This is a genomic window from Candidatus Omnitrophota bacterium (assembly GCA_016209275.1).
In the GTDB taxonomy this organism is placed as follows: Bacteria; Omnitrophota; Gorgyraeia; order Aquiviventales; family Aquiviventaceae; genus JACQWM01.
Genome location: JACQWM010000040.1, coordinates 14,650 through 38,686, shown reverse-complemented (window position 1 = coordinate 38,686; position 24,037 = coordinate 14,650). Strand labels below are relative to the sequence as shown.

The 24,037-nt window shown below is 60.8% G+C and carries 27 protein-coding genes; all 27 read left to right on the top strand.

Going from position 1 to position 24,037, the window contains the following annotated elements; all coding sequences use genetic code 11:
* Positions 1–13 precede the first annotated feature (13 nt).
* The 27 genes from HY737_05720 (at position 14) to HY737_05590 (ending at position 24,015) form a co-directional block, all read left to right on the top strand.
* Positions 14–283, top strand: a complete 270-nt coding sequence (locus HY737_05720) for a cytochrome c (protein MBI4597882.1) — start codon at positions 14–16, stop codon at positions 281–283.
* Between the two features lie 18 nt (positions 284–301).
* Entirely contained in the window at positions 302–712 is a 411-nt protein-coding gene (locus HY737_05715) for a hypothetical protein (protein ID MBI4597881.1), read from the top strand.
* Positions 709–1,596, top strand: a complete 888-nt coding sequence (locus HY737_05710) for a slipin family protein (protein MBI4597880.1) — start codon at positions 709–711, stop codon at positions 1,594–1,596. Before HY737_05715 ends, HY737_05710 begins: the two co-directional genes overlap by 4 nt.
* A gap of 22 nt (positions 1,597–1,618) precedes the next feature.
* Positions 1,619–2,143 carry a cytochrome c3 family protein gene (locus HY737_05705; protein ID MBI4597879.1) on the top strand — a complete coding sequence of 175 codons (525 nt, stop codon included), beginning with the start codon at positions 1,619–1,621 and terminating at the stop codon, positions 2,141–2,143.
* 7 nt (positions 2,144–2,150) lie between these two features.
* Complete coding sequence (locus HY737_05700) at positions 2,151–4,421, top strand: molybdopterin-dependent oxidoreductase (protein ID MBI4597878.1); 2,271 nt, start codon at positions 2,151–2,153, stop codon at positions 4,419–4,421.
* Positions 4,422–4,561: 140 nt separating this feature from the next.
* Positions 4,562–5,227: a 4Fe-4S dicluster domain-containing protein gene (locus HY737_05695; GenBank protein MBI4597877.1), complete on the top strand. Its 666-nt coding sequence runs from the start codon at positions 4,562–4,564 to the stop codon at positions 5,225–5,227.
* 2 nt (positions 5,228–5,229) lie between these two features.
* Positions 5,230–6,597 (top strand): polysulfide reductase NrfD, encoded by a 1,368-nt coding sequence (nrfD, locus tag HY737_05690; protein ID MBI4597876.1) that lies wholly within the window; start codon positions 5,230–5,232, stop codon positions 6,595–6,597.
* A 13-nt stretch (positions 6,598–6,610) separates the two neighbouring features.
* Complete coding sequence (locus HY737_05685; protein ID MBI4597875.1) at positions 6,611–7,147, top strand: hypothetical protein; 537 nt, start codon at positions 6,611–6,613, stop codon at positions 7,145–7,147.
* A gap of 18 nt (positions 7,148–7,165) precedes the next feature.
* Positions 7,166–7,501, top strand: a complete 336-nt coding sequence (locus HY737_05680; GenBank protein MBI4597874.1) for a hypothetical protein — start codon at positions 7,166–7,168, stop codon at positions 7,499–7,501.
* A 48-nt stretch (positions 7,502–7,549) separates the two neighbouring features.
* Positions 7,550–7,729, top strand: coding sequence for a twin-arginine translocase TatA/TatE family subunit (locus HY737_05675; GenBank protein ID MBI4597873.1), 180 nt, complete (start codon positions 7,550–7,552; stop codon positions 7,727–7,729).
* A 699-nt stretch (positions 7,730–8,428) separates the two neighbouring features.
* Positions 8,429–9,799, top strand: coding sequence for a TolC family protein (locus HY737_05670; protein MBI4597872.1), 1,371 nt, complete (start codon positions 8,429–8,431; stop codon positions 9,797–9,799).
* Positions 9,796–11,289, top strand: a complete 1,494-nt coding sequence (locus tag HY737_05665; GenBank protein MBI4597871.1) for a copper oxidase — start codon at positions 9,796–9,798, stop codon at positions 11,287–11,289. Before HY737_05670 ends, HY737_05665 begins: the two co-directional genes overlap by 4 nt.
* A gap of 33 nt (positions 11,290–11,322) precedes the next feature.
* The gene (locus HY737_05660) at positions 11,323–11,724 is read left to right on the top strand and encodes a hypothetical protein (protein ID MBI4597870.1); all 402 of its coding nucleotides are present in this window, start codon (positions 11,323–11,325) and stop codon (positions 11,722–11,724) included.
* Between the two features lie 5 nt (positions 11,725–11,729).
* Positions 11,730–12,200 carry a DUF2231 domain-containing protein gene (locus tag HY737_05655; GenBank protein MBI4597869.1) on the top strand — a complete coding sequence of 157 codons (471 nt, stop codon included), beginning with the start codon at positions 11,730–11,732 and terminating at the stop codon, positions 12,198–12,200.
* A gap of 142 nt (positions 12,201–12,342) precedes the next feature.
* The gene (locus tag HY737_05650; protein ID MBI4597868.1) at positions 12,343–12,894 is read left to right on the top strand and encodes a DUF2231 domain-containing protein; all 552 of its coding nucleotides are present in this window, start codon (positions 12,343–12,345) and stop codon (positions 12,892–12,894) included.
* An 81-nt stretch (positions 12,895–12,975) separates the two neighbouring features.
* A complete protein-coding gene (locus tag HY737_05645) occupies positions 12,976–13,245 on the top strand; it encodes a metal-sensitive transcriptional regulator (GenBank protein ID MBI4597867.1) in 270 nt (89 codons plus the stop codon).
* Positions 13,246–13,673: 428 nt separating this feature from the next.
* Entirely contained in the window at positions 13,674–14,963 is a 1,290-nt protein-coding gene (locus HY737_05640; protein MBI4597866.1) for a TolC family protein, read from the top strand.
* Positions 14,960–16,378 carry an efflux RND transporter periplasmic adaptor subunit gene (locus tag HY737_05635; protein MBI4597865.1) on the top strand — a complete coding sequence of 473 codons (1,419 nt, stop codon included), beginning with the start codon at positions 14,960–14,962 and terminating at the stop codon, positions 16,376–16,378. The genes HY737_05640 and HY737_05635 overlap by 4 nt, the downstream gene beginning before the upstream one ends.
* Positions 16,368–19,724 carry an efflux RND transporter permease subunit gene (locus tag HY737_05630; protein ID MBI4597864.1) on the top strand — a complete coding sequence of 1,119 codons (3,357 nt, stop codon included), beginning with the start codon at positions 16,368–16,370 and terminating at the stop codon, positions 19,722–19,724. Before HY737_05635 ends, HY737_05630 begins: the two co-directional genes overlap by 11 nt.
* 185 nt (positions 19,725–19,909) lie before the next feature.
* Complete coding sequence (locus HY737_05625) at positions 19,910–20,176, top strand: YHS domain-containing protein (protein ID MBI4597863.1); 267 nt, start codon at positions 19,910–19,912, stop codon at positions 20,174–20,176.
* Between the two features lie 22 nt (positions 20,177–20,198).
* On the top strand, positions 20,199–20,534 hold the full coding sequence (locus HY737_05620; GenBank protein MBI4597862.1) for a hypothetical protein: 336 nt from the start codon (positions 20,199–20,201) through the stop codon (positions 20,532–20,534).
* A 205-nt stretch (positions 20,535–20,739) separates the two neighbouring features.
* Positions 20,740–20,988 carry a hypothetical protein gene (locus tag HY737_05615; GenBank protein MBI4597861.1) on the top strand — a complete coding sequence of 83 codons (249 nt, stop codon included), beginning with the start codon at positions 20,740–20,742 and terminating at the stop codon, positions 20,986–20,988.
* Positions 20,989–21,004: 16 nt separating this feature from the next.
* The gene (locus HY737_05610; GenBank protein ID MBI4597860.1) at positions 21,005–21,193 is read left to right on the top strand and encodes a DUF2934 domain-containing protein; all 189 of its coding nucleotides are present in this window, start codon (positions 21,005–21,007) and stop codon (positions 21,191–21,193) included.
* Positions 21,194–21,216: 23 nt separating this feature from the next.
* Positions 21,217–21,612: a hypothetical protein gene (locus tag HY737_05605; GenBank protein ID MBI4597859.1), complete on the top strand. Its 396-nt coding sequence runs from the start codon at positions 21,217–21,219 to the stop codon at positions 21,610–21,612.
* A 135-nt stretch (positions 21,613–21,747) separates the two neighbouring features.
* Complete coding sequence (locus HY737_05600; protein ID MBI4597858.1) at positions 21,748–22,260, top strand: hypothetical protein; 513 nt, start codon at positions 21,748–21,750, stop codon at positions 22,258–22,260.
* Positions 22,261–22,271: 11 nt separating this feature from the next.
* Complete coding sequence (locus tag HY737_05595; protein MBI4597857.1) at positions 22,272–23,732, top strand: PilT/PilU family type 4a pilus ATPase; 1,461 nt, start codon at positions 22,272–22,274, stop codon at positions 23,730–23,732.
* 127 nt (positions 23,733–23,859) lie between these two features.
* A complete protein-coding gene (locus HY737_05590) occupies positions 23,860–24,015 on the top strand; it encodes a hypothetical protein (protein MBI4597856.1) in 156 nt (51 codons plus the stop codon).
* Positions 24,016–24,037: the final 22 nt, after the last annotated feature.

Below are 24,037 nucleotides of genomic sequence, written 5' to 3'. Positions count from 1 at the left end.
GGGAGGACAGATGATGAGACGGTTTGTATTCGGCGTTCTCCTGACGGTGCTGGGGCTTGTTGCCGCCACAGGAGGTGTCTCGGCGAAGGAGGAGAAATCCTCAACCGGCTGGACGGGCGCGCGGCTGTACGAGGCGACGTGCGCCCGGTGCCATGCCGCGCGGCCTCCGGTGGAGCATTCGGATAAGCGCTGGAAGATCGTGATGGGACACATGCGCGTCCGGGCCAATCTGACCGCAGAGGAAAGCCAGAAAATTCTCGAGTACTTGCAGAATTCCAACTGACGAACCCATGGAGGAACGATGGCCAGATTAACGCCCCAGCGAGTGCTCAGACTGTTGGCGCCGCTAGCCGGCCTGGCTGTGGCCGGGCTGGCGCTGGCGCAGTCAGAGGAAACCCCGGAGGAGCGCCGGGCCAGGTGGGATCAAGGGCCGCAGACCATTGACATCTCCGCGTACCCACCCGAGATGCAGCAGCGCTACGAGCTCTTCGCGCAAAAGTGCGCCAAATGCCACAACCTCTCCCGCCCCATCAACGCGGAGTTCACACCGCAGGAATGGGAAGGCTACCTGGACAAAATGATGCGTAAGAAAGGCAGCGAGGTTGGCAAGAAGGACAAGCGGGAGATCTATGAGTTTCTCGTGTACGACACGCAAATCCGCAAACCCCAGTACATGACGCCGCCGTCGGGCGACCAGAAAGGTCAACCATGATGGGTGCGCATCCGTTGCCCGTCTTGCTGTTCCTCGTATCCGTCATCGCCGGCTTGTGGGCGTGTGGGGTTTCGGGCAACGCCTGGGCTGTTGCGGTCGGCACGGGCATCGGGCTACTGCTGGGGGTGTCGATCAAAGTAGGCAAGCAGTGGCAGAAGGCCGTCGTCCTTCGACTCGGGAAGTTCTACCAGCTCAAGGGGCCTGGGATCTTCGTAGTGCTTCCGTTCATCGACACTGTGCCGTACTGGATTGATGTGCGGACGATCACGACCCCATTCACGGCGGAGCAGACCCTGACAAAGGATAGCATCCCGGTCGATGTGGACGCCGTGTTGTTTTGGCGGGTGATCGATTCGATGAAGGCAGCGCTGGAGGTTGAGAATTATCGAGAGGCCATCGCCTGGGCTTCTCAGACGGCTCTTCGGGATGTCATCGGCAAGACCGATCTCTCGGAGATGCTGGTGGGCCGGGAAAAGATCGACGCCCTGCTGTGCGAAATGATCGATCATCGTTCCGAGCCGTGGGGGATCAAGGCGCACTCCGTGGAGATCCGGGATGTCAAGATTCCACCCGCCCTGCAGAATGCGATGTCCATGCAGGCCCAGGCCGAGCGGGAACGACAGGCCCGGATCATCTTAGGGGATTCAGAGCGTCAAGTGGCCATGTCGTTTGCTGAGGCCTCCCGATCGTATGTGGAGAATCCCACCGCTCTGCACCTGCGTGCGATGAACATCCTGCTGGAGGGGATGCGGCAAAGCTCGACGGTGATCATCGTCCCATCGACGGCGGTGGAGACGATGGGGCTGGGAGCCGCCGCGGGGTTGACTGCGTTAGCCAAAGAGGCCTTGAAGGAATCGCCTAAACCGCCGGCGCCTTCGGCTTAGGCGTTCCCTCGCGCGGGGCCCAATGAGGGAACGACTGTTGCTGCTCGTCGGCGTCATCCTCCTCGCGGGCGCGGTCCTGTACGCTGAGCGCCAGGGCCGAACCCGCCGTCCCGCCGTTGTCCAACCGTCCATCCCGTTCAATCACCAGAAACACATCGCAGCCGGGTTCAAGTGCGCGGGCTGCCACGTCTACGTCAACTCGCAGCCGTTCGCAGGGATCCCCACGGTGCAGGAGTGTCTTGAGTGTCATGCGTCGTGGCGCGCCAAGACCCCGGAGTTGAGTCGGATCGATCCGCAGCTGAAAGCGATCGCTGCCGAAGGAAAGGAGATCCCGTGGCAGCAGGTCCACCGGGTCCAGCCGCATGTATATTTTTCGCACCAGCGCCATGTGACGACGGCCAAGCTCGACTGCGCCGTCTGCCACGGCGAGATGAAGTACGTGACACGGCCGGTTGATCGGCAGACGGTGCCGATCAACATGGAACGGTGCCTCGAGTGCCACCGGAAGGAGCGCGTGACGACGGACTGCTTGGCCTGTCACCGATAGCGATGGGATGCACCTAACGCGACGCGAGTTCCTCGACCTGGCTTGGCTCATCACGACCGTGTGGGGGGCGCTGTCGAACTTCGTCAAATACCGACTACTGGGCCTGCCGGTGCCCCTCCAGGAAGGGTCGGTCGTCTCGCGCGAGCCGGAGCGCTGGGCACCCTCGGCGTGTCAGCTGTGTCCGGCCGGGTGCGGGGTTGTGGCTCGGATCATCGATGGACGTGTGGTGAAGGTCGAAGGGCTTCCGGCTCACCCGATCAATCAGGGGAGTCTGTGTCCCCGAGGTTTTGCCGGCGTCACCGAGCTGTACCATCCGGACCGGTTACTTCAGCCGCTGCGACGCGTCGGGGCGCGCGGCAGCGGAGCGTTTGAACCGATCGGCTGGGACGAGGCGATGCGTTTGGTGGTCGATCGCCTCCAGCAACACGGCAGCGGCAGTCGGTTCGCGTGGCTGATGGGCCAACCCAGTGGAATGAGCCAACAGCTCGTGGGCCGATTTCTGGCGGTGCTGGGATCATCGCATCTGTACTCCATGCGCTGGCCGCTTGGCGAGCTCCCAATCGACGCCTTCCGGCTCATGGTCGATGAAGCCGGAGAGCCGCTGTACGACCTGTCGCAGGCCAACTTCGTGCTGTCGTTCAGCCATGATTGGCTGCAGGCGTTTCCCTCGCCTGTCGAGGCGTCGCGGGCGTACGGGATGTTGCGGCGCGGGCGAGCGGATCGCCGCGTGCGGATCGTCCACATGGAGCCCCGCCTGTCGATGACCGCGGCCAAGAGCGACGAGTGGATCCCGATCCAGCCCGAACACGTCGCTGATGTGGCGCTGGCACTGGCGCACGTCATCATCCGGGAGCGGCTCTTTGACGAGCGGTTCGTCCGCGAGGCCGCCGGGGACTTCGAGGCCTTCACCCAGCTCGTCAAATCGCGCGGGAACCCTGACGCAGTCTCACAGCGCACCGGCATATCGCCAGACACGCTCAGGCGGCTGGCCAAAGAGTTCGGCCTCAAACGCGGCCTGGCGCTGGGACCGCGAACCGACCTGCTCGCACAGTGGGCTGTCATGGCGTTGAACGGCTTGGTCGGTAATCTCGACGCACGCGGCGGGGTGCTCAGGCGCTGGCAGCCGCGGGGGCTGTCGCATGCCCTTCCTTCCGAGCGCCCAGCAACATCCCCGCCCACGTCGAGACAACCGGGGCCGGGGGCGGATGACTGGGCTGATGGCATCGTCTCGCGGTTGGCGTCCATCGACACCCTGGTTATCTCCGATGCCAACCCGTGCTTTGCCAGCCCCGCGCCCGCTCGCTGGAGCGACGCGTTGGGCCGGGTTCCGTTCGTCGTCGTGCTCACGTCGTTCCTGGACGAGACGGCGCTACACGCTGACGTGGTCCTGCCCATGGCGACCGCCCTGGAGCGATGGCACTTCACACCGGTGATCGCCACGGACGGCACGGTGGTCGCGAACATCAGCCAGCCGGCGTTGCCTCCGCGAGGCCAAACCAAGCCGCTCGAGGACATCATCCTGCAGTTGGCGGGTATGCTGGGCTCGCCCGCGGCGGACGTGGTTCCTTGGACATCGATGGAAGAGATGGTGCGTGAGCACGTCCGGGGACTCTACGATGCGCGGGAAGGAACGCTGCTGCCCCAGGTGACCCTGCCGGGCCGGCTGTCTCCCGAAGAGGAGGAGCCTCCGGTGGATTTCGATGAATTCTGGGACATGATCCTAGCTAGGGGCGGATTGGTCTGGCCCGCCGAGGCCGCTCCGTGGCCGGCCTTCCAAACCCCATCTGGACGGTTCGAGTTTTTCCCCAAACAGATCGCAGCGCTGCTTCGGGCTCACGAGGCATCATCGTCTGTGGATCAACCGGACGCGGCGGCGAAGGGCTACCCCTTGAAGCTGTACCTCTACACGCCTCTGGCGTTTTTGAACGGCTCAGGGGCGCATTTGCCCCACTTGCAGCAAATCGCAGGCAGCCAGCTGCATGAGGCGTGGGAGACCTGGGCGGAAATCCATCCGACGACGGCGCGACAGTACGGTCTTCAGGATGGTAGGGGGATCTGGCTGGCCTCTTCGTCTGGACGCATTCGAGTCCGAGCGCGGTGGTATGAAGGGGTGACGCCAGGCGTGGTGGGGGTTCCGATCGGGCTGGGTCATACGGCGCTGGGCCGCTGGGCTCAGGGGATCGGGTCGAATCCATTGGAGCTGCTGGCCGACGGATCAGAGGCGCGTACGCAAGGGACCGCATGGCAAGGAACCCGTGTCAAGGCATGGCAGGCCTGAGGCTCTCCCGACGCGCCCTGTTGAAACGGGCGTTGACCGCCAGCGCATCGCTCGTCCTGTTTCGCTGGTTTCTGAAAACCGAAGCCGTCGCCGAGGAACGTCCGACAGGCCCAGCCGATCCTCAGCCTCATCGGTGGGGCATGGTCATCGACTTGGATAAATGCACGGGCTGTCAGGCCTGCATGGTGGCATGCTGGACGGAGAACAATCAGCCGCTGCCCGATCCGACGATGCATCGAGAGGGTCGCGTGATCGAGTGGATGAAGGTGCTCCCGGTCCAGGAAGGCGAATACCCGGCGGTGCGCCAACGGTTGCTGCCGATCCCGTGTCAACACTGTGAGGACCCCCCATGCACCGCGGTCTGTCCGGTGTTTGCGACGTACAAGAACCCCGAGGGCCTGGTGGCGCAGATCTATCCCCGCTGCATCGGCTGCCGGTACTGCGTCAACGCCTGCCCGTACACGTGCAAGTTCTTCAACTGGTCTGCGCCGCAGTGGCCGGGACAGATGGCCGCGATGCACAACCCGGACGTCTCGGTTCGGCCGAGAGGGGTTACTGAAAAGTGCAGCTTCTGCCATCACCGTCTGCAGCAAGCCAAGGAGCGTGCGGCGAGGGAAGGCCGTCCGCTGCGCGAGGGAGACTATGTGCCGGCCTGCATGCAGGCCTGCCCGGCCCAGGCGATCCGGTTCGGCGACCTTGAGGATCCCAAGAGCGCCGTCTCTGCGGAGCGGCACAACCCGCGTCGCTTCTTATTGCAGGAAGAACTCGGCACGAAGCCGAAGGTGACCTACTTGTCAGAGGCCTGACGATGAGCCAACCCTCCCGCCTGGAGTCGGATCTGATCACCCCCATCACCCGGTTCTCGCCCGGGTTCTTCGCAGTGATCGGCTGTCTCCTGGTGGTGATCGCGGTGGCAGCCTATGCCTGGCTCCACCAGTTGGTGTTCGGCTTAGGGATGACCGGTCTCAACCGCCCGGTATTCTGGGGCATCTACATCACCAATTTCGTCTTCTTCATCGGGATCAGCCACGCCGGAACGCTGATCTCGGCCATCCTCCGGCTGTGCCGGGCGGAATGGCGACGACCAATCACCAGAATGGCGGAGGCGATCACCGTGCTGGTGCTGTTCATCGGCGCTGGCAACATCCTTATGGATCTAGGCCGGCCGGACCGGGCGCTGAACGTCCTCCTCCACCCGAACTTCCGCTCGCCGCTACTCTGGGACGTGACGAGCATCACAACGTACTTGACCGCGAGCACCTTGTACCTGTATCTGCCCCTCATCCCGGACCTCGCGCTGCTCAGGGACCGCGTCCCGAAGCGCCGGTGGTTCTATCGACTGCTGGCCTTGGGCTGGACCGGGACGCCACGACAGCAGCACTGGCTCGAAGTCGCCATCTCGATCATGGCGGTGCTCGTGATCCCCATCGCGATCACCGTCCACACCGTGGTCTCGTGGGTCTTCGCCATGACGGTGCAGCCGATGTGGCATAGCACCATCTTCGGCCCCTACTTCGTCGTCGGCGCGATCTTCTCCGGGATCGCCGCCCTCATCATCGCGATGGCGGTGATCCGCAAGGCCTATCGCTTGGAGGCGTATCTGAAGCCGATCCACTTCAACAACCTAGCTGTGTTGTTGCTGGTCATGGCCTGCTGCTGGTTTTATTTTACGTTTGCGGAGTATCTGACGACGTTCTACGGCAACGAGCCGGACGAGATGCAGGTCTTCTGGTCGAAGATCACCGGACCGTACGCCCCCTATTTTTGGACGATGGTGGCGTGTTGCTTTGTGGTTCCGGTGCCGATCCTGGCCTTGCGGAAAGGACGGTCGATCCCTGGCACCGTCATCGCCTCAGTGCTGGTCTTGATCGGCATGTGGCTTGAGAGGTTTCTGATCGTGGTGCCCTCGCTGATCAATCCGCGACTCCCGTATCGCGGTGGAATCTACCATCCGACGTGGGTCGAGGGCGCCATCACAGCGGGTGCGTTTGCGATGTTCCTCTTGTTCTATTGCATTTTTGCGAAGCTCTTCCCGGTCATTGCGATCTGGGAAATTCGAGAGGGACAGGAGCGCGGCATTCCAGAGACGGTGGAGCGGCTGAAGACCTATCTCCCAACAGAAGGACCGGCTGGCGCAGCGCAGCCAGCGACGGAACGATGGGGCGTATGGCGATGACACGCGAGGCGAGATGAGGGCCGCTCATCAGCGTCTGCAGGCTGTGACGCTGGCAACCCTGTGCGTTGCGATCACCTCGGTCTCGGCCGCGCCGCCGGAGGCTGAGCCAGATCGACTCATGGAACGGCAACTGGTGGAGGAAGACGTCAAAGAAGCGGCGAAGCGGCCGTACGCCAACGACCTTGGGCCGGACCAGATCGACGTGTCGGCCTATCCACGCCAGATGCAGCAGTCCTACGGGCTGTTCGCCCAGAAGTGCTCCAGGTGTCATACCTTGGCCCGGCCCATCAATTCCCAGTGGGCGAGTCCCCCGTTCTGGGAACAGTACGTCAAGCGGATGTGGCACAAGCCCGGGACAGGAATCAACGGGGTGGAGGCCAGGCAGATCTGGGAGTTCCTTAGCTACGACTCGCAGGTGCGCAAGCTTGACCGGCGAGAAGCGTTCGAGGCCCTTCGCAAACAGCTCTTGGAAGAATTCAAGCAGAAATATCCTGAGCGATACCAAGAACTGTATGACGAGCTTGAGGATGACGCAGCCAAGCTCTGGTAAAATCGAGAGGGGGTACTGATGAGCGACCCACTACAGCCCTATCGGGACGCCCTGGCACGCAAGGTGCATGCCGTCTGCCTCGATCGCAACCTGGACCCGACCTCCGTGATCGATACCGAGGCGGGGTGCCGCATCGACCGGTTCCTCCCGGAGCTGGTCCAGATGGTTCGCCAGATTCGCAGCGACAACCTGGCCGACTATGAGGCGGTCATGCGCGAGCGCGTGTGCCACCAGTGCGGCAACCTGACTGCCGAGGACCGCTGCCCCGTTCGGGAGCAAGCTGAGTGTTGTCTCTATCGGTATCTTCCCTTGGTCATTGAAGCGATCTTTGAGGTGCAAGGCGAACAGCCATAACACGCCACGACGACGGTTGAAGCCAACCTGAGGAGGGAGGTGAGCGTGATGTTCGGAAGGATCGGTGTTCCGGAACTCTTGATCGTCCTGCTGATCGCGCTGTTGCTCTTCGGCGCCAAGCGGCTGCCGGAGATTGCCCGCTCGTTCGGCCGGTCGATCCTGGAGTTTAAGAAGGGCCTCAAGAGCGTCGAAAAAGAGCTGGAACATTCCAAGACCGACGAGACGTAACTCGTGGAAGCCGTGTATCCATGTCGGGGCAGCTTTCGGACTGCCAGGGGTAAGTGATGATCTGATCCGAACCGGGGTCGCCCTGGAGTTTTGAGCATCGGGATGCGGTAAAGTTGACAAACGTACCCCGGCGGGGTATATACTAAAAACAAGATCATGAGAACCCCAATGAGCATGGGCCGCGGAAAGCAATGTAGCAGTCCCTGGTTCGGTATCCTTTGCAGTGTGGCATTTTTTGGAGCGAGCAACTACTGCAATCTGGAAGCGGTCGCGGCGCATCCCGCGCACAGCGAGCGTTCTCACCACGCCACGGCGTCAGAGCATCAGGACAACGACGCTTCTTCAACGCCGGCGCATGATCACGAGGATGCGTCGGACGCCTGTTGCGCGGCAGTGCAGGCTGTGACGAGCCCGAAGATAGCGTTCCACCTGACATCGAATCTGGCATGGCAGCTGCATCCTCTCATGGTGCGGGCATCGTGGCTCACTTCACTCCTTGACCCCATTCGTGCGGCAAGCGGCTTAAGCCCTCCTCCGCGAGAACCGACATCAGTCAGACCGTTCTACCGCACGACCTACGCGAACCACGCGCCCCCAGTACGTCTCACCTAAGTGGGGCTCTCAAGGTTGTGAGAGTCCTGGTCCGTCGCTTTTCCTCATTTCCTGAGTTGTCTTCTGCGATTAACGACGTGAGGCTTCATGCGGCATAGCGCGAGAGCGTTCATTGGGGTCGTCTTCAGCGCAGGTCTGGTCTTCGGCTGCGCGATCATTCCCCGACAGACAGGCCTTCCTGAGGTGGTCAAGACCATTGAACAGCGCACTGGCGTGCGCATCCAACAATACACTGGCGCACCGACGGGCCTCGTCGCTGAAAGGATCCATGATCTGCTGCGTGAAGAGCTGACCCTTGATCGGGCCGTGCAGATTGCGCTGCTGAATAATCGATCGCTTCAAGCGACGTTGGAAGCCTTAGGGATCGCCCGAGCGGATGCGATCCAAGTGAGCCTGCTCAGCAACCCCGTCTTCTCGGGCCATGCCAGGGTGCCGGAAGACGAAGGCAAGACAAACCTGGAATTAGCACTCGCTCAGTCGGTGGTCGAAACCTTGTTGCTTCCCTTACGCCAGCGGGTGGCTCGCGCCCAGTTTGAGCAGATCAAACTCCAGGTGACCGATGCCATTCTGCGGTTCTTAGCTGAGGTCAAAACGACCTACTACGCCGTGCAAGCGACAGAACAACTCGTCACCATGCGAGGCACCGTGCTGCAGGCTGCAGAAGCTGCCGCAGAGTTGGCCCAACGGCAGTATGACGCGGGCAACATCAGGGATTTCGATCTGGCGACTGAACAAGCTGCCGCTGAGGAGGCCCAGACCGAGTTGATTCACGCTCAAACTGAACGGATCGCTGCCCGGGAAGCCCTGACCAAGATCTTAGGACTGTCCCATTCAGACACCGGGACCTGGTGGGTGGCCACCGTCCTGCCGGCTCTTCCTGTTCACGATCCGTCGGTAGAAGAATTGGAAATGCTGGCGATGCGCGAGCGGCTCGATCTGGCAGCGGCACGGCAAGAATTGGAAGTCCTGCAACGCGGACTGACCGCGGCTCGCTTTGGGATGCTTCCTGCAACCGTTGCGGCGATCAATACGGAGACCGAGCCTGACGGCGACCGGGTGACCGGTCCGATGTGGGATGTGGAAGTGCCGATTTTCGATTGGGGGCAGGCGAGACGCGGACGGCTGAAGGCGCAGCTGCGGCAGAGCCAGCATCGACTGGCCGCCCTTGAAGTGGCGGTCCGTTCAGAGGTCCGCATCGCATCTCACCGTCTTGCGGCACAGCGGCAGCTCGTGGAGCGCTACCAGGATCGACTGCTGCCCTTGCGTCGCCAAATCGTCGCTTCCTCCCAACGGCACTTCAACTATATGCTCATCGGAGCGTTCCAGCTCCTGCAGCTCAAACAGCAAGAGATCGCCGCGCAGCAGGCCTCCATTGAGGCGCTGCGGGATTATTGGATGGCGCGGGCCGAGTTGGAGCGAGCCGTCGGCGGCCGGTTGCCTGAGGGAGGTGGGTCATGAGCATAAAGCGACTCATTCTGTTTGGAGCGGTCGTTGTCGTCCTCAGTATGGCGACGGTGCTTGCTCAGCGGGTCGTCAGTGGGCAAACATCGTTGACCTCCGAGACGGTCAAGGACCTGCCCTACACCCCGGTCGTGACGCTCAACGGCTCTACACTGCCATGGAAGATGGTCGACGGGACAAAGGAGTTCCATCTGACGGTGGAAGAGATCACCTGGGAAATGGCGCCGGGGATGGTCGTTAAGGCGTGGGGTTACAACGGCCAAACACCAGGCCCGACGATTGAAGCCGTCGAGGGCGATCGCGTGCGAATTCTGGTAGAAAACAAGCTGCCCGAGCCGACGGCGGTCCACTGGCATGGAGTGATTTTACCGAGTGGAATGGATGGTGTTGCCGGACTCACCCAGTGGCCCATCCCGCCAGGGGACACCTTCAAGTACGAGTTCACGCTGAAGCAGCATGGCACGCAGATGTATCACTCGCACGGCGATGAGATGGTGCAGATCGGTCTGGGCGCGATGGGATTTTTTATCATCCACCCGAAGCGACCGACGCATAAGATCGATCGTGACTATGCGATCTTTCTCAACGAATGGTTCGTCCAGCCGGGCACGGCGAGGCCTGATCCCAATGTCATGACCGACTTCAATATCTTCACCTTCAACAGCCGGGCCTTTCCCGGTACAGCGCCGCTCTTGGCCAGACCCGGGGAGCGCGTCCGCGTCCGGCTGGGCCATGTCGGACAGGACTTTCATGCTATTCACATGCACGGGCACTCCTTCACGATCGTGGCGACCGACGGCGGCGATATTCCTGAGACCGCTCAGTGGATGGAAACCACCGTCGCCATCGGCCCGGGACAAACGCGGGACTACGAGTTCATCGCCATTCCCGGCGACTGGGCGCTACATTGTCATCTGCGGCATCATCCGATGAATGCGATGGGCCATGACATCCCGAATGTCCTCGGGGTCAATCAAGCTGGCGTGGAAGAGAAAATCCAAGCGCTCGTGCCCGGCTACATGGCGATGGGCGAGACCGGAATGCATGAGCACGCGGAGCATGCCAAGCACATGGCCGGCCCACCGAATACGCTGCCGATGATGGGCGGCCAGGGGCCGTTCGGACCGATCGGCATGGGCGGGATGTTTACGGTGCTCAAAGTCCACGAGAATGCGCCGCGGTTTGCGACTGCGGACGACTACACCAAACAGATCCAATTGCCGGATGATGGAGGCTGGTACGACAACCCACCGGGCACGGTGGCCGAGTCGATCAATCCCGACTTCGGCAAGCAGAAGATCGGCGCATACGTCTGTCCGATGCACCCCGAAGTCCGACAGTCAGAGCCCGGCTCCTGTCCGAAGTGCGGCATGACCCTCAAACCCCAGAAGGCAGAGCCAGCGGAAGAAGGAGATGGCAATCGCCAGTCTGAATCAAGAGAGCCAATGGGATCACAGGAGCATCATGAAGGAATGCATCATCACTAGGCCAGGATGGCCTCAATAGAGGAGGGAGTTCGAATGAAGCAGGTTGTAGGAGGAGTCGTTGGGATCGCGTTACTCGTGGGTGCAGCATCAGGATGGGCGGAGGAGGCACACGACCACGCCGCGCATGAGCACGCGCACGGCCAGGGCATGCAAGCGGTGACCATCAAGGGCGAGTTGGTGGATTCGCTCTGCTACGTGGCAATGAACGCCAAAGGGGCCGGACACAAGCAGTGCGCAATCGACTGCGCGAAGGCCGGCATTCCGATCAGCATCCTGGAAGATGGGACCGGCAAGCTCTACACCGTGCTGCCCAAAGAAGACAAGACCGGCTATCCGGCGGATGTGATCAACAAGATGGGAGAGCCCGTGACCCTGAAAGGTGATCTCTATGAGAACGGCGGCCAACGCTACGTGACCGTCGAGTCGGTGGAGTAACGACGATGTTATCCGGAGCGCAGCACCTACAGAATGTCCATCCGCTTGTGATCCACTTTCCGATCGCGTTTCTGTGCGGTGCTGCGCTTCTGTACGTGGCGGCGTGGCTGTTGAAGAGCGAACGCTTCGCGCACTCGGCCTTTGTGGTGCTGATCCTGGGTGCGCTGTCTCTGGTGGGAGCCGTAGCGACGGGTCTCTACGCGGAACAAGGCGTCATGCTGGCCCTCTCGGTCCGCGACGCGCTGCTGACGCCGCACAAGAGCTACATGCTGGCGACCACAGCGATCTGTACGGTTCTCACCATTTGGGCGATTTCGGCACGGCCGTTTCCCAAGAGGGGCCGACCGCTGTTTCTGCTCCTGGTGCTCGCGATGATCGGGGTGATGACGGTGGGAGCCGACTTCGGCGGGCGGATGGTCTATGACTACAACGCCGGCGGCACGGCGTGCCGGCAACCGATTCAGTTTACGAAATAAGGAGGAGGACTCAATGTACCTGACGTATCTTCGGCACTGGCCGACATTGTTGATGGTGGTGAGTGTGGTCCTGATGGTGACCGGGTGCGGAGACGGGCACTCGGGACACAGCCACTGAGTCGCTGGGAGCAGCAGGGTGGAAATGGACCCATTACTGTTCGGACTACAAGGGCTGCGGGAAGTCTTCAATGTGCACCCGGTATTCGTCCATTTCCCCATCGCCCTCTTTCCAAGCGCGTTGCTCCTGTATGGTCTCGGCATTGTGCTGGACTGGCGCGCGGCGTGTATCGCTGGGCGGGCGTGCCTGTATCTGGCGACCGCCGGGACTCTCATCGCAGTGGTGACGGGCTTGACCGCCCAAAGCATCCCGCATAACGAACGCATCCATCACCTGATGATGACGCACAGGACACTCGGCCTCACGATCGCTCCACTGGCGCTGCTGTTGACCGGCTGGAGCTTCCGGCACAAGGCCCAGCAGCCGACCTTCCGCTACGGCTTTTTGCTGACGCTCACCGTCGTCACCGGTTTGGTGACTCAAACCGCCGATCTCGGGGCCCGGATGGTTTTTGTTGAAGGCGCTGGTGTCAAGGCCGCTATCCCCGTGATCAACAAGAGCCATCAACATGACCACAGGGAAGCGGAGGCTGAGCCACAGCACCATCACGAAGAAGGGCATCAGCACAGCCACTAAGGCGTAAAAAGTGTCAGACACTTTTTTTGGCTTGACATACCCCTGGGGAGTATGGTATATACTCCCCAGGTGTATATCAGGATGGCCAGGTATCCTCGACATAACAGCGTCGTACCTCGGCTTCGGCGGATCGAAGGCCAAATTCGAGGGATCACGCGCATGGTGGAGGGCCGGCGCTACTGCATCGATATCGTGCAGCAGCTCACGGCGGCCCGCAAGGCCTTGGATCAAGTCTCACTGCAGATCATGAACAGCCACATCAATACGTGCGTGAGCGAGGCCATCCGTAAGCGCGAGGGAGCAGGGAAGATCAACGAGTTGATGCAGACGATTACGAGGTTCGTCAAATGACTCGACAAACTCTCGCGCTGGTGCTGACCACGGTGTTTCTGGCGGCTCCGTTGGCCTCGGCTGCGCAGCACCCATGTTGTTGCGAGCCAGCGTCACAATCTTCCGTCCCTTGCCATATGCCGTGTTCGATTCAGCCGGCTGTGCCAGTCGCAACCGAAATCACCCCGGCACCGATGTTGACCAGCTCACCCACGCCGTTGGTCGCGATGGTTGCAGTACGTTCTCCCGACCTTGCTCCCGTAAGGCTTCAACCCGCACGGTATGATCCACCTTCGCTTCACGCCCCGCCTTTGCGGCGGTATCTCCTGGCCTGTATTTTTCGCCTGTAATCCTCCCGAAGAGGTTGTGCTGCGCACGATTTCTTGAGAAGATGTGTCTAGGCGCTGGTTCACCACATGAATGGGGGACGTTTGAGAAGGAGGTTGCGGATGCGGGGAGTTCTTCTGTGGGTCCTAATGCTCGTCCTGCAGGCGGTGCGGTTGCCTGATGCTGCGGCGAATGACCAGCCGTCGAAGGAGCTTGGCCTGCAGGATATCATTGCTGAGGCGCTCCAGAGAAATCCTGGACTGAAGGCGGCGAAGGAAGAGTGGCACGCCGCGAAATTGCGCATCCCGCAGGCCTCAGCGCTCCCCGACCCAACCGTGGGCTACGCCATCATGGGACCAGACCTGGAAACCAGGGTCGGGCCCCAAATGAACGTCTATGAAGCGGAGCAGATGATTCCGTTTCCCGGCAAACTCTGGGAAAAGCATTGGATCGCCGGTGCGGAAGCCCGAGCCTCACAAGCCAAGTTGCGGATGACGGAGCGCGACGTGATCCTCAAGGTTTCCGACGTGTACTACGACCTCTACGCCGTCGATGCTGTGACTGGTGCGGTCGAAGAAATCGACGAGGCGTTGAAGAAATTCGAGGGGATCGCGCAGGCGCGCTACGCGGCTCAAGGCGGATCGCAGCGTGATGTGGCCAAGGCGCAGACGGAAGTCTCCGATGTGCTTCAGCGGTTGTTAATGCTGCGTCAGCAACGCCAGACCGTTGCGGCGCTGCTCAACGCGCTGCTCGACCGCGATCCTCATACGCCGGTAGGACACGCTGAGAAACCCGAGCTGCCGACGCTGTCTTCAACACTTGAGGAGCTCTTGGCCATGGCGCAGAAATCCCGCCCTGAATTAGGAGAGGCGTCGGCAATGGTCAAGCGGGAGAAGCATGCGAATATGTTGGCGAAGTTGGAGTATGTGCCGGATCTGACCGTGGGATTCCAATACACCACAATTGGCGCCGGCATGACGACCGAGCCCAATGACGGACGCGATGCCTGGATGGTGCCGCTGAAGATCAACGTGCCGCTGTGGCAAAACCGCCTGATTCCCAGTGTGCTCGAAGCCAAGCGCAACCTCAGGGCCAGCCAGGCCAGACTCGCACAGGCCGAGAACCTCACCGAGTACGACGTCAAGGATGCCTACTACCGCTTCACGGCGGCCAAGCAAGTGGTGGAAGTCTATCAAAACGCCCTGATCCCAGAAGCGCAGGTCGCCTTCCAATCTGATCAAGCCGGATATGAGGCCGGCCGTGTCGATGTGCTGAATCTTATTGACAGCGAACGTGTCTATCTCAACGCCCAAGTCGCGTACTACCAAGCGCTGGCCGAGGCGATGAAAAGTTTCGCAGCCCTCGAGCGGGCCATTGGAACGGATCTGACATCTCAAGGAGGACGACCATGACGCCCAGTCGAAAACAAGTGCTCATCATCGGCCTTGCCGCCGCGCTGCTCATCGGGGTCGGTGCCGTAGTCGCCAGGAGCGGCAGGCGCCATGGCGCGCATCAGGCTGTGGTCTACTACTGCCCCATGCATCCGACGTACACCTCGAACCGTCCAGGGAGCTGCCCGATCTGCAATATGACGCTGGTGAAAAGAGAAGCTCAGGGTTCGGGGTTGGGGGCGCAGGGCCAACCGAGCCTGCCCAGAGCCCAGAGCCCAGAGCCCAGAGCTGCCAAAGACATTTGCTACATGCACAACTGCCCCATGATGAAGCCGGGCCAACAATGCCCGATGCTCGTCGTGGCCAAGGCGGGCGAGAAAGTCGTCTGCCCCATCTGTGGAACCCATGTGGCCGAGGCAGCGACCGGTCCGTCCGTCACACCGGCCATGGGGGAGAAGAAAACTCTTTACTGGACTGATCCGATGCTGCCAGGCTACAAATCGGACAAGCCCGGCAAATCGCCCATGGGGATGGATTTGATTCCAGTCTACGAGGAAAACGGCGCTCCGGGTGCTGCGACCGCCGCGGCTCCTGAGGGTTATGCGCCGATCCTGGTCGCGCCGCAGAAACGGCAGTTCATCGGTGTGACCACAGCACCCGTACAGCGGCGGACGATCAACAAAATCATCCGAACCGTGGGCCAGATCGCCAACGACCCGGAACTCTACCAAGCGCAGCAGGAATACCTTCAGGCGCTGAAAGCCTTGGGACAAGCCAAGACCGGCACCATGCCAGAGGTGACTGAGCGAGCGCAGCGGCTCGTCGACTCCAGCCGCCTGCGGCTGCGTCGATTGGGTCTGAGCCATGAGCTGATCGATGAGATGGCGAGCTGGACCGGGCCTGACCAGCGTCTGCTCCTGGCCGATCCCAGCGGGCAGGTATGGCTCTACGCCCCCATCTATGAGTTCGAGTTGCCATTCGTCCAGATCGGACAAACCATTGTCGCCGAATCAGCGTCGGTGCCAGGCAAGACCTGGGAGGGGATCATCCGTTCCATCGACCCGGTGTTGGATCCGGCCTCACGCTCAGCCAGGGTCCGCGCGATCCTCACCGACTCTGAAGGTGCGCTCAAGCCAGAGATGTTCGTAAACGCCTCAATTCAGATCGCTGCAGGCGAGGTGCTTGCGATTCCCGAAGAGGCGGTGTTTGATACGGGAACGAAGCGGGTCGTCTTCGTCGACAAAGGCGAGGGGCTCTTTGAGCCGCGTGATGTGACGGTCGGAATCAAGGCAGAGGGTTCCTACGAGATTAAGAGTGGTGTCGCCGAAGGGGAACTCGTGGTCACCAGCGGCAATTTCCTGATCGACTCGGAGAGCCGCCTCAAAGCCGCCTTGGAAGGGATGAGCGGAAGTGGAGGGCACCAACATGGCCAGTGAAACCGAAGCCGGCCAGTCTCCATCCCTGCGCCAGGGGGGATTCATCGAGAAAATCATCGAATTCTCGGCACACAATAAATTCCTCGTCCTGATCTTCGTAGCCTTCGCCCTGGTTGCCTCGATCTGGGCGATGCGCAACATTCCCCTTGATGCCATTCCAGATCTCTCCGACACGCAGGTCATCATCTACTCCCGGTGGGATCGCAGCCCGGACATCATCGAAGACCAGGTGACCTATCCCATCGTCACCGCGATGCTGGGGGCTCCACGGGTCAAGGCGATCCGCGGGTTCTCCGACTTTGGCTTCTCCTACGTCTATGTGATCTTCAAGGACGGCACCGACATCTACTGGGCGCGCAGCCGCACTCTGGAATATCTCAGCAAGATCATCCCGAGGCTTCCCGAAGGTGTCAAAACGGAGATGGGACCGGACGCGACAGGGGTTGGCTGGGTGTTCCAGTACGCCCTCGTCGATGAGTCCGGCCAGCATAACCTGCAAGAACTTCGGAGCTTCCAAGATTGGTATCTGCGGTACTACCTCCAGAGCGTTCCGGGTGTCGCGGAAGTCGCCTCAATCGGCGGATTCGTCAAACAGTATCAAGTCACGATCGATCCCAACCGGTTACTCGCCTACAACATCCCGCTGACAAAGGTGGTCGACGCGATCCGAATGGGAAACCAGGAGGTCGGCGGCCGACTCTTGGAGTTCTCCGGGGCGGAATACATGGTTCGAGGCCGCGGGTATCTGAAGTCCGTCGAGGACATTGAGAAAATCGTCGTCGGGACGGATCAAAAGGGCACCCCGATCCTTGTGAAACATATCGGGACCGTGGTGCTGGGTCCTGAGATCAGGCGCGGCTTGGCGGACTTCGACGGCCGTGGCGACGTCGTAGGTGGCACCGTCATCATGCGCTTCGGCGAAAACGCCCTCAATGTCATCAACCGAGTCAAAGCCAAGCTGAACGAGATCGAGCCCTCGCTGCCGGCCGGGGTTAAGGTCGAGGTGACGTATGATCGTTCCGAGCTGATCCTGCATTCCATCAAGAATCTGAAGGAAAAGCTTGTGGAAGAGATGATCATCGTCAGCATCGTCATCCTCATCTTCCTCTGGCATTTTCCTTCTGCGGTCATTCCGATTGTGACGATCCCGGTCTCCGTCATTCTCTCTTTCATCCCCCTCTTCGGGATGGGGCTGACCTCCAACATCATGTCCTTATCGGGGATTGCCATCTCCATCGGCGTACTCGTCGATGGGGCGATCGTCGAGGTGGAGAACGCCTATAAACGTTTGGAGCAGTGGATTGAAGGCGGCCGCAAGGGCGACTATCATGCCATCCGGCTTAAGGCGCTCAAGGAAGTGGGCCCCTCGGTCTTCTTTTCGCTGCTCGTGATCGCCGTCGCGTTCATGCCGATCTTCACGCTGGTCGATCAAGAGGGGCGTCTGTTCAAGCCGCTCGCTTGGGCAAAAAACCTGGCGATGGCGATCGCGGCGATTCTGGCCGTGACGCTTGATCCCGCCATGCGGATGCTGTTCACCCGCATGGAGCCGATCACGCTGAAAACCCGCTGGATCCCGCAGCGCATCCGGGGGATGGCGTCTAAAATCGCCACGACGATTGCCGTCGGCACCTACTATCCAGAGGAAAAGCATCCAGTCAGTAAAGTGCTCTTCCGCATCTATGAGCCGGCCTGCCGGTTCGTCCTCAAGCACCGCAAGGCGACTATCTTGACGGCCCTCGGGTTGGTTCTGACCACGATTCCTATCTACTTGCGGCTGGGTTCAGAGTTCATGCCGCCGCTTCGGGAAGGCAGCCTCCTGTACATGCCCACCACCCTCCCGGGGATTTCGGTCACTGAAGCCCAAGCGCTTCTGGAAAAGCAGGACCAGGTGCTCAAGACTTTTCCTGAAGTCGAGCGGGTGTTCGGTAAATCGGGCCGTATGGAGAGTTCGACCGATCCCGCACCCTTCTCGATGATGGAGACGGTCGTCCTGCTGAAACCGGAGCGGGAATGGCGCAAGGTTACGCGGTGGTACTCGTGGCTGCCGGACTGGATGGAGGCACCCTTTCGGCCGTTTTGGCCCTGCCATATCTCGTATGAACAGCTCATCGATGAGATGGACCGTTCACTCAAGATCGTCGGCGTCACGAACGCCTGGACGATGCCGATCAAGAATCGTATTGACATGCTCACGACCGGAGTGCGCACGCCGATCGGCATCAAGATTTTCGGCGCGGATCTGAAGAAGATCGAGGAGCTTGGCACGCACTTGGAGATGGTCCTCAAGGACGTGCCCGGCACGCGCAGCATCTACGCCGAACGTGTGGCGGGCGGCTACTTCGTGGATGTTGATCTCAAGCGCGACGAGCTGGCCCGGTATGGCCTCTCCGTCGGTGAGGTCCAGATGGTCATCATGTCCGCGATTGGCGGGGAGAACATCACGACGACCATTGAGGGTCGCGAGCGGTATCCGGTCAATGTCCGCTACTCCCGGGAGTTTCGGGATGACATCGAGAAATTGAAGCGCGTCCTCGTACCCACCCCGGCGGGTCAGCACATCCCCTTGGTGCAGTTGGCCGATATCCGGCCGGTCTCCGGCCCCGCCATGATTCGAAATGAAAATGGATTGTTGGCGGGGTACGTCTACGTCGACATGGCCGGACGAGACATCGGCAGCTATGTGACCGAGGCGAAGAAGATCGTGGCGAAGGAGCTCGCGCTTCCCGCTGGCTACGCTCTGACGTGGAGCGGCCAGTACGAGAATATGATCCGGGTCAAAGAGCGGATGAAGGTCGTGCTGCCGCTGACCATCTTCATCATCTGTCTGCTGCTCTACATGAACACGAAGTCCATGGTGAAGACGGCGATCGTCATGCTGGCGGTGCCGTTTTCCCTGATCGGCGCGGTGTGGCTGCTCTGGTTTCTCGGCTACAACATCTCCATCGCGGTCTGGGTGGGTATGATTGCGTTGATGGGGCTGGATGCGGAAACCGGCGTGTTCATGCTGCTGTTTTTGGACCTGTCGTATCATGAGGCGATTCAGAAGGGAAAGATGCGCAACGAGCACGATCTGGAAGAAGCGATCATCCATGGCGCGGTGAAACGGGTCCGGCCGAAAATGATGACCGTGATGGCGGCCTTCATGGGGTTGCTGCCCATCATGTGGTCGATCGGAAGCGGAGCGGACATGATGAAGCGCGTCGCAGCACCCATGGTTGGCGGCCTCTTCACGTCATTCATCATGGAGCTGTTGGTCTACCCGTCCGTCTACGCGATTTGGAAATGGAAGTTTGAGATGAAAGAGGGCAAGGCTGACTGGGTGGCTCGGCAGGCGGCGGTGTCATAACATGAGAGGAGCACATGAGACTACTAACTAGACTCGTGCTGTCTATTGGAGTGTCTGGATTACTCATGGCCTTCGCAAGCGCAGAAGGTGTGCCGACCACGGCGATCCCGTCAGGTCGAGTGGAAGACCGCAGTCGTGTCTGCATGATTGATGATAACCTTCAGAGTCAACCAGGCTTGGAATACATGTACCAAGGCAAAACCTACTACCTCTGTTGCGCCGGCTGTCTGAAGCGATTCGGCAGCGACCCGGAGCGGTTTAGCCATGCCACAGACCCGGTCAGTGGCCAGCCAGTCGACAAGGCGCAAGCGCTGATCTATGGCTACGAGGGGCAGGCTTACTTTTTCGCCAATGAAGCGCATCTCGGGGCATTTGCTAAGGAGCCCGCGCAGTTTCTGCGGCAGACACAGCCGTCATCCGGTGATGAGGCGCCTCTTGAGCATCAGCATTGAGCGAAGGAGCGGGGGTGTCACAATGGCGACGATACCGGAGTTGAATAGCGAAGATCTCTGGCGGCGTGTCGGACTCGATGAGCTGCGGCAAGCCCTAGTGCGAGTTCAGGGCCTTGCCGCAGCATTTGAGAACGCCTTGCAGACATTACCTCCGTGTACTGCGTGCGCTCGGGTTGCGCTCTTGGAGCGCATTGACGCGGCAGGACGGGATTTGAGTGGTGAGGTCACAGGCCTGTCAGTGCTGGCGAGCACCTTGAAACAGGCGGTGGCGGCCGCGGAGCAAACCCAGACTGAATTGGCGGCCAATGCCCTGGCGCCATGTCGCTGTTCATCGGGAGAGTGCACCTGTCACGATTAGGCGGTGACATTGCAGGACGGTAAACATCGAGGGAGTTCAACCGCAAGGAGGAATATGCGATGTGGCAGATGCTGCTGATGCTCGTCGTGATCGGTGTTGCAATTTGGTTCATGCGGCGGGGTGGCTGTTGCGGCATGGGGAAAGGTGACGACAAGGACGCGCCGAAGGATCAAAGCCGGAGCTGCCACTAGCACGGAGGGAATCGATGGATACGCGAGAGGGGCATACAGGGATAGACGTGGAACAAGCCAATCTTGAGCTGCGCTTGGCTGAGCAGTCGTTCTTTCGCGGAGTCGTGGCGGGCGTGCGAGGGCGGTACCGCCGGTTGTTGATGTGGACGCTGGTGGCGGCTACCGGGGTCATGCTGGTGTGGACGTTTCTCGCTTGCCCTGCGCTCCACCACCGGATCGGGTGGTGTCCGATGGGGCACATTGCGCAGCAACCAACACGCTGAGGGGAGGCAGATTAGAATGGCGCAATCTCGGAAAGACGCAAGGTTCGCGACTCAGCAGGTAGGGACAAATCAAGACCTGCAACAACTGGTCGCGAAGAAGGCGTATGAGCTGTACGAGCAGAGCGGCCGCGTGGAAGGTCGGGATTTGGAGCACTGGCTGGAAGCTGAGCGGTTGGTGAGAGCTCAATCTGGCGTGCGGAACTGAATCAATCTGCGTTGAGGGGGACGATGGGTCAGCGTGTACGTGTATTCCTGACGGTGATCATGGGGCTCCTCGCGTTCACCCTCCAAGGCTGTGCGACCAGCGGACTGCCGCTCTCGTGGTATGAGAAGACGGCCGCGCACTCCCTGAATCCAAAGACCCATCAGCGGTTGGCGTCCGCCTATCACAAAGAAGCGGCGACGCTTCGCAAACGGGCGGCCTACCACACGGCGATGGCGGAGAAGGTCCGCGCCAACCCGTCGTGGAGCGGGCCGCGGGAGCGGGACGAGTGGCTAGCGCACTGCGAGTATTTGAGCAAGAAGTACCTCGAGGCGGCCGAGGCTGCTGAGGCGCTGGCCGAAGAGCACGAAGGACACGCGGAAGGATTGGAAGGGCTCCAGGAGTTGCTGAAGGGTTGGTGATAGGGTGTGATGCGAAGCGAGAGGCAATCCCCAAAACACGCCGTGCGCCGGTTACTCAGATGGCTGGTTGTGGCCACCATGTTGTATGGCTCAATATTGGGGCGTGCGCTTGCTGATCAGGAGGTTCCGGTTGGGGTGGCGAAGGTGCCTGATGCACCGATCGACGTGCTCGATACCACAGGGCAGCTCCTGGAGTATCAAGCGGTCCCTTCGCGGGTCGGTGTCTCGCGGCACACGCAGACGAAGTCGGTGAACATCGAGAGTGCGCAGTTCACCCACTGGGAGGGTCGGCTTCAGTATCGCAACCGCAGTAAACGGAGCGTCAGTGCCGTCCGGTTTCAGTGGAAGTTGCTCGACGCGTTCGATCAGCCCCAGTGGGTTGTCGAGGTGACGGACAGCGAAGAGCTTGCCCCCGGGGAAACACATGATCGCCGGTGGGAACAGCAAATATCCAAGGCTGATGAGGTGGTGAAAGCCCTCCTGATGGTGAAAATGGTGCGCTTCCAAGATGGGACCATCTGGCTTCCGGCGATGCAGGAGATTCAGACCCCTGAAGCTGATGCCGCGCTTCGGACGGAGCGAAAGCGACTACAGCGTTTGTACGACGATCAGGGGCTCGAGGCGCTCCTTAAAGCCCTGCGTGAGTGAAGGAGGTCCCAATGCGTGATCCCGTATGTGGGATGGAGGTGGTGGTCGAACAGGGCGAGCAAGCGCAGTTCTCTGAGGACCACGCCGGCACACGGTATGTCTTCTGTGCTGAGGCCTGCCGACGTGTCTTCCTCATGAAGCCGGAGCGCTTTCTCGCTCAGCAGCCGCAAGCGCCCACAGGACATTGTGAGCTGTGCCGCAAGACGATTCACGTGGGTGAAACGGTTTCCCCGCTCACAATTCGGGGATCAACGTACCAGTTCTGCTGTCCGACCTGTGCCTCAGTGTTTCTGAGTCAATCTGGCGAACGCCCCGTACCATCTCTTGTTCAAAGTGCCCAGCAGCCGGACAACCTCATCGAACGCCTGACTCACTGCGGACTGCTGCCATGGTTGGAACAGGCGGTTCGGCAGCATGCATCCGACCTCTTCCTGGCTGTCGCCGATCGGCCCACGCTCAAGGTGTATGGCTCATTTAAGCCGCTCAATGAACCTCCGCTGACCACAGACCGTATGTCCCAAATCATCGAGGCGTTGTTGCCGGAGGCTAAGCGAGCGCAATTCCTCGAAGGCCGTGAGGTGGATGTGGGGATCGGGATCGAGGGCCTCTCACGCTTCCGGGTAAACGTTTTCCGGGAACAAGACGGGCAGGCCATCGCGTTTCGTCCCCTGCCCCATCGGATTCCAACCTTGGCGGAGTTGGGACTGCCGCCAATCTTCGAGAGTCTCAGCCGCTGCTCGCGGGGCCTCATCCTGGTAACCGGTCCTGCGGGAAGCGGCAAGTCCACGACGCTGGCGGCTCTCATTGATGCCATCAACCAGCAGGATGAGCGGCACATCATTACGATTGAGGATCCTATTGAGTATGTGTTTCCCAACAAGCGCTCCTTGATTCACCAGCGGGAGTTGGACGCGCATACCAGGTCCTTCGCCGATGGGTTGCGCAGCGCCCTGCGCGAACACCCGGACATCATCATGGTCGGGGAGCTGCGGGACCGGGAGAGTATCGCGCTGGCCGTCCGGGCGGCGGAGACCGGCCACCTGGTGCTGGGCACGCTCCACAGTGGGACGACGATTCAGGCAGTCACGCGGATCCTGGACGTGTTCGAGGCCGAGCTCCAGGGACAAATCCGCATTCAACTGACGCAGTCGCTGCAGGCCATTGTGGCGCAACGCCTCCTGAAACGACGGGATGGCTCCGGGATGGTCGCGGCGACCGAGGTGCTCCTGGCCACCTTGGCGGTGCGCAACGTCATCCGCCGCAACGCGCTGCATGAGCTGCGCGGCTACATCGAGCTCGGAGTCCATGAAGGGATGCACGCGCTGGAAAGCAGCATCAAGTCGCTGGTCACGCAGGGGATCGTCGGAGAGGAGGCGTTGCGCGAGGCGGCTTCAACCTTGGTGGGACCGATCGAATCGGATGAGGAACCGCGGAAGCGACCAACACTGAGCCGCTGGCTGGGCGTCAAGTAGAAGGCCGAGCGCCCGCCGCGCTCGGTATTCCAGAGCGCCGACCATCAGGGTCGGCGCGGAGTGCCGGAGCCGGAAGGGCTCCGGCCGCGGCTGCCCTGATGGCAGCCGCTTCAGAGGGGAGGTTGAGATGGCGAAGCGAAAGGACCAGGCCACACAACAGCAGGAATATGTCAAATGCAGCAGCTGCGAGAGGAGCATCCTGAAGACCGCCGCAGTCACAATCAACGGCAAGATCTATTGCTGCCCGGACTGTGCGCAGGGCAAGACGTGCGACTGCCAGTAAAAGCAGTTGAGAGCGTACCGCA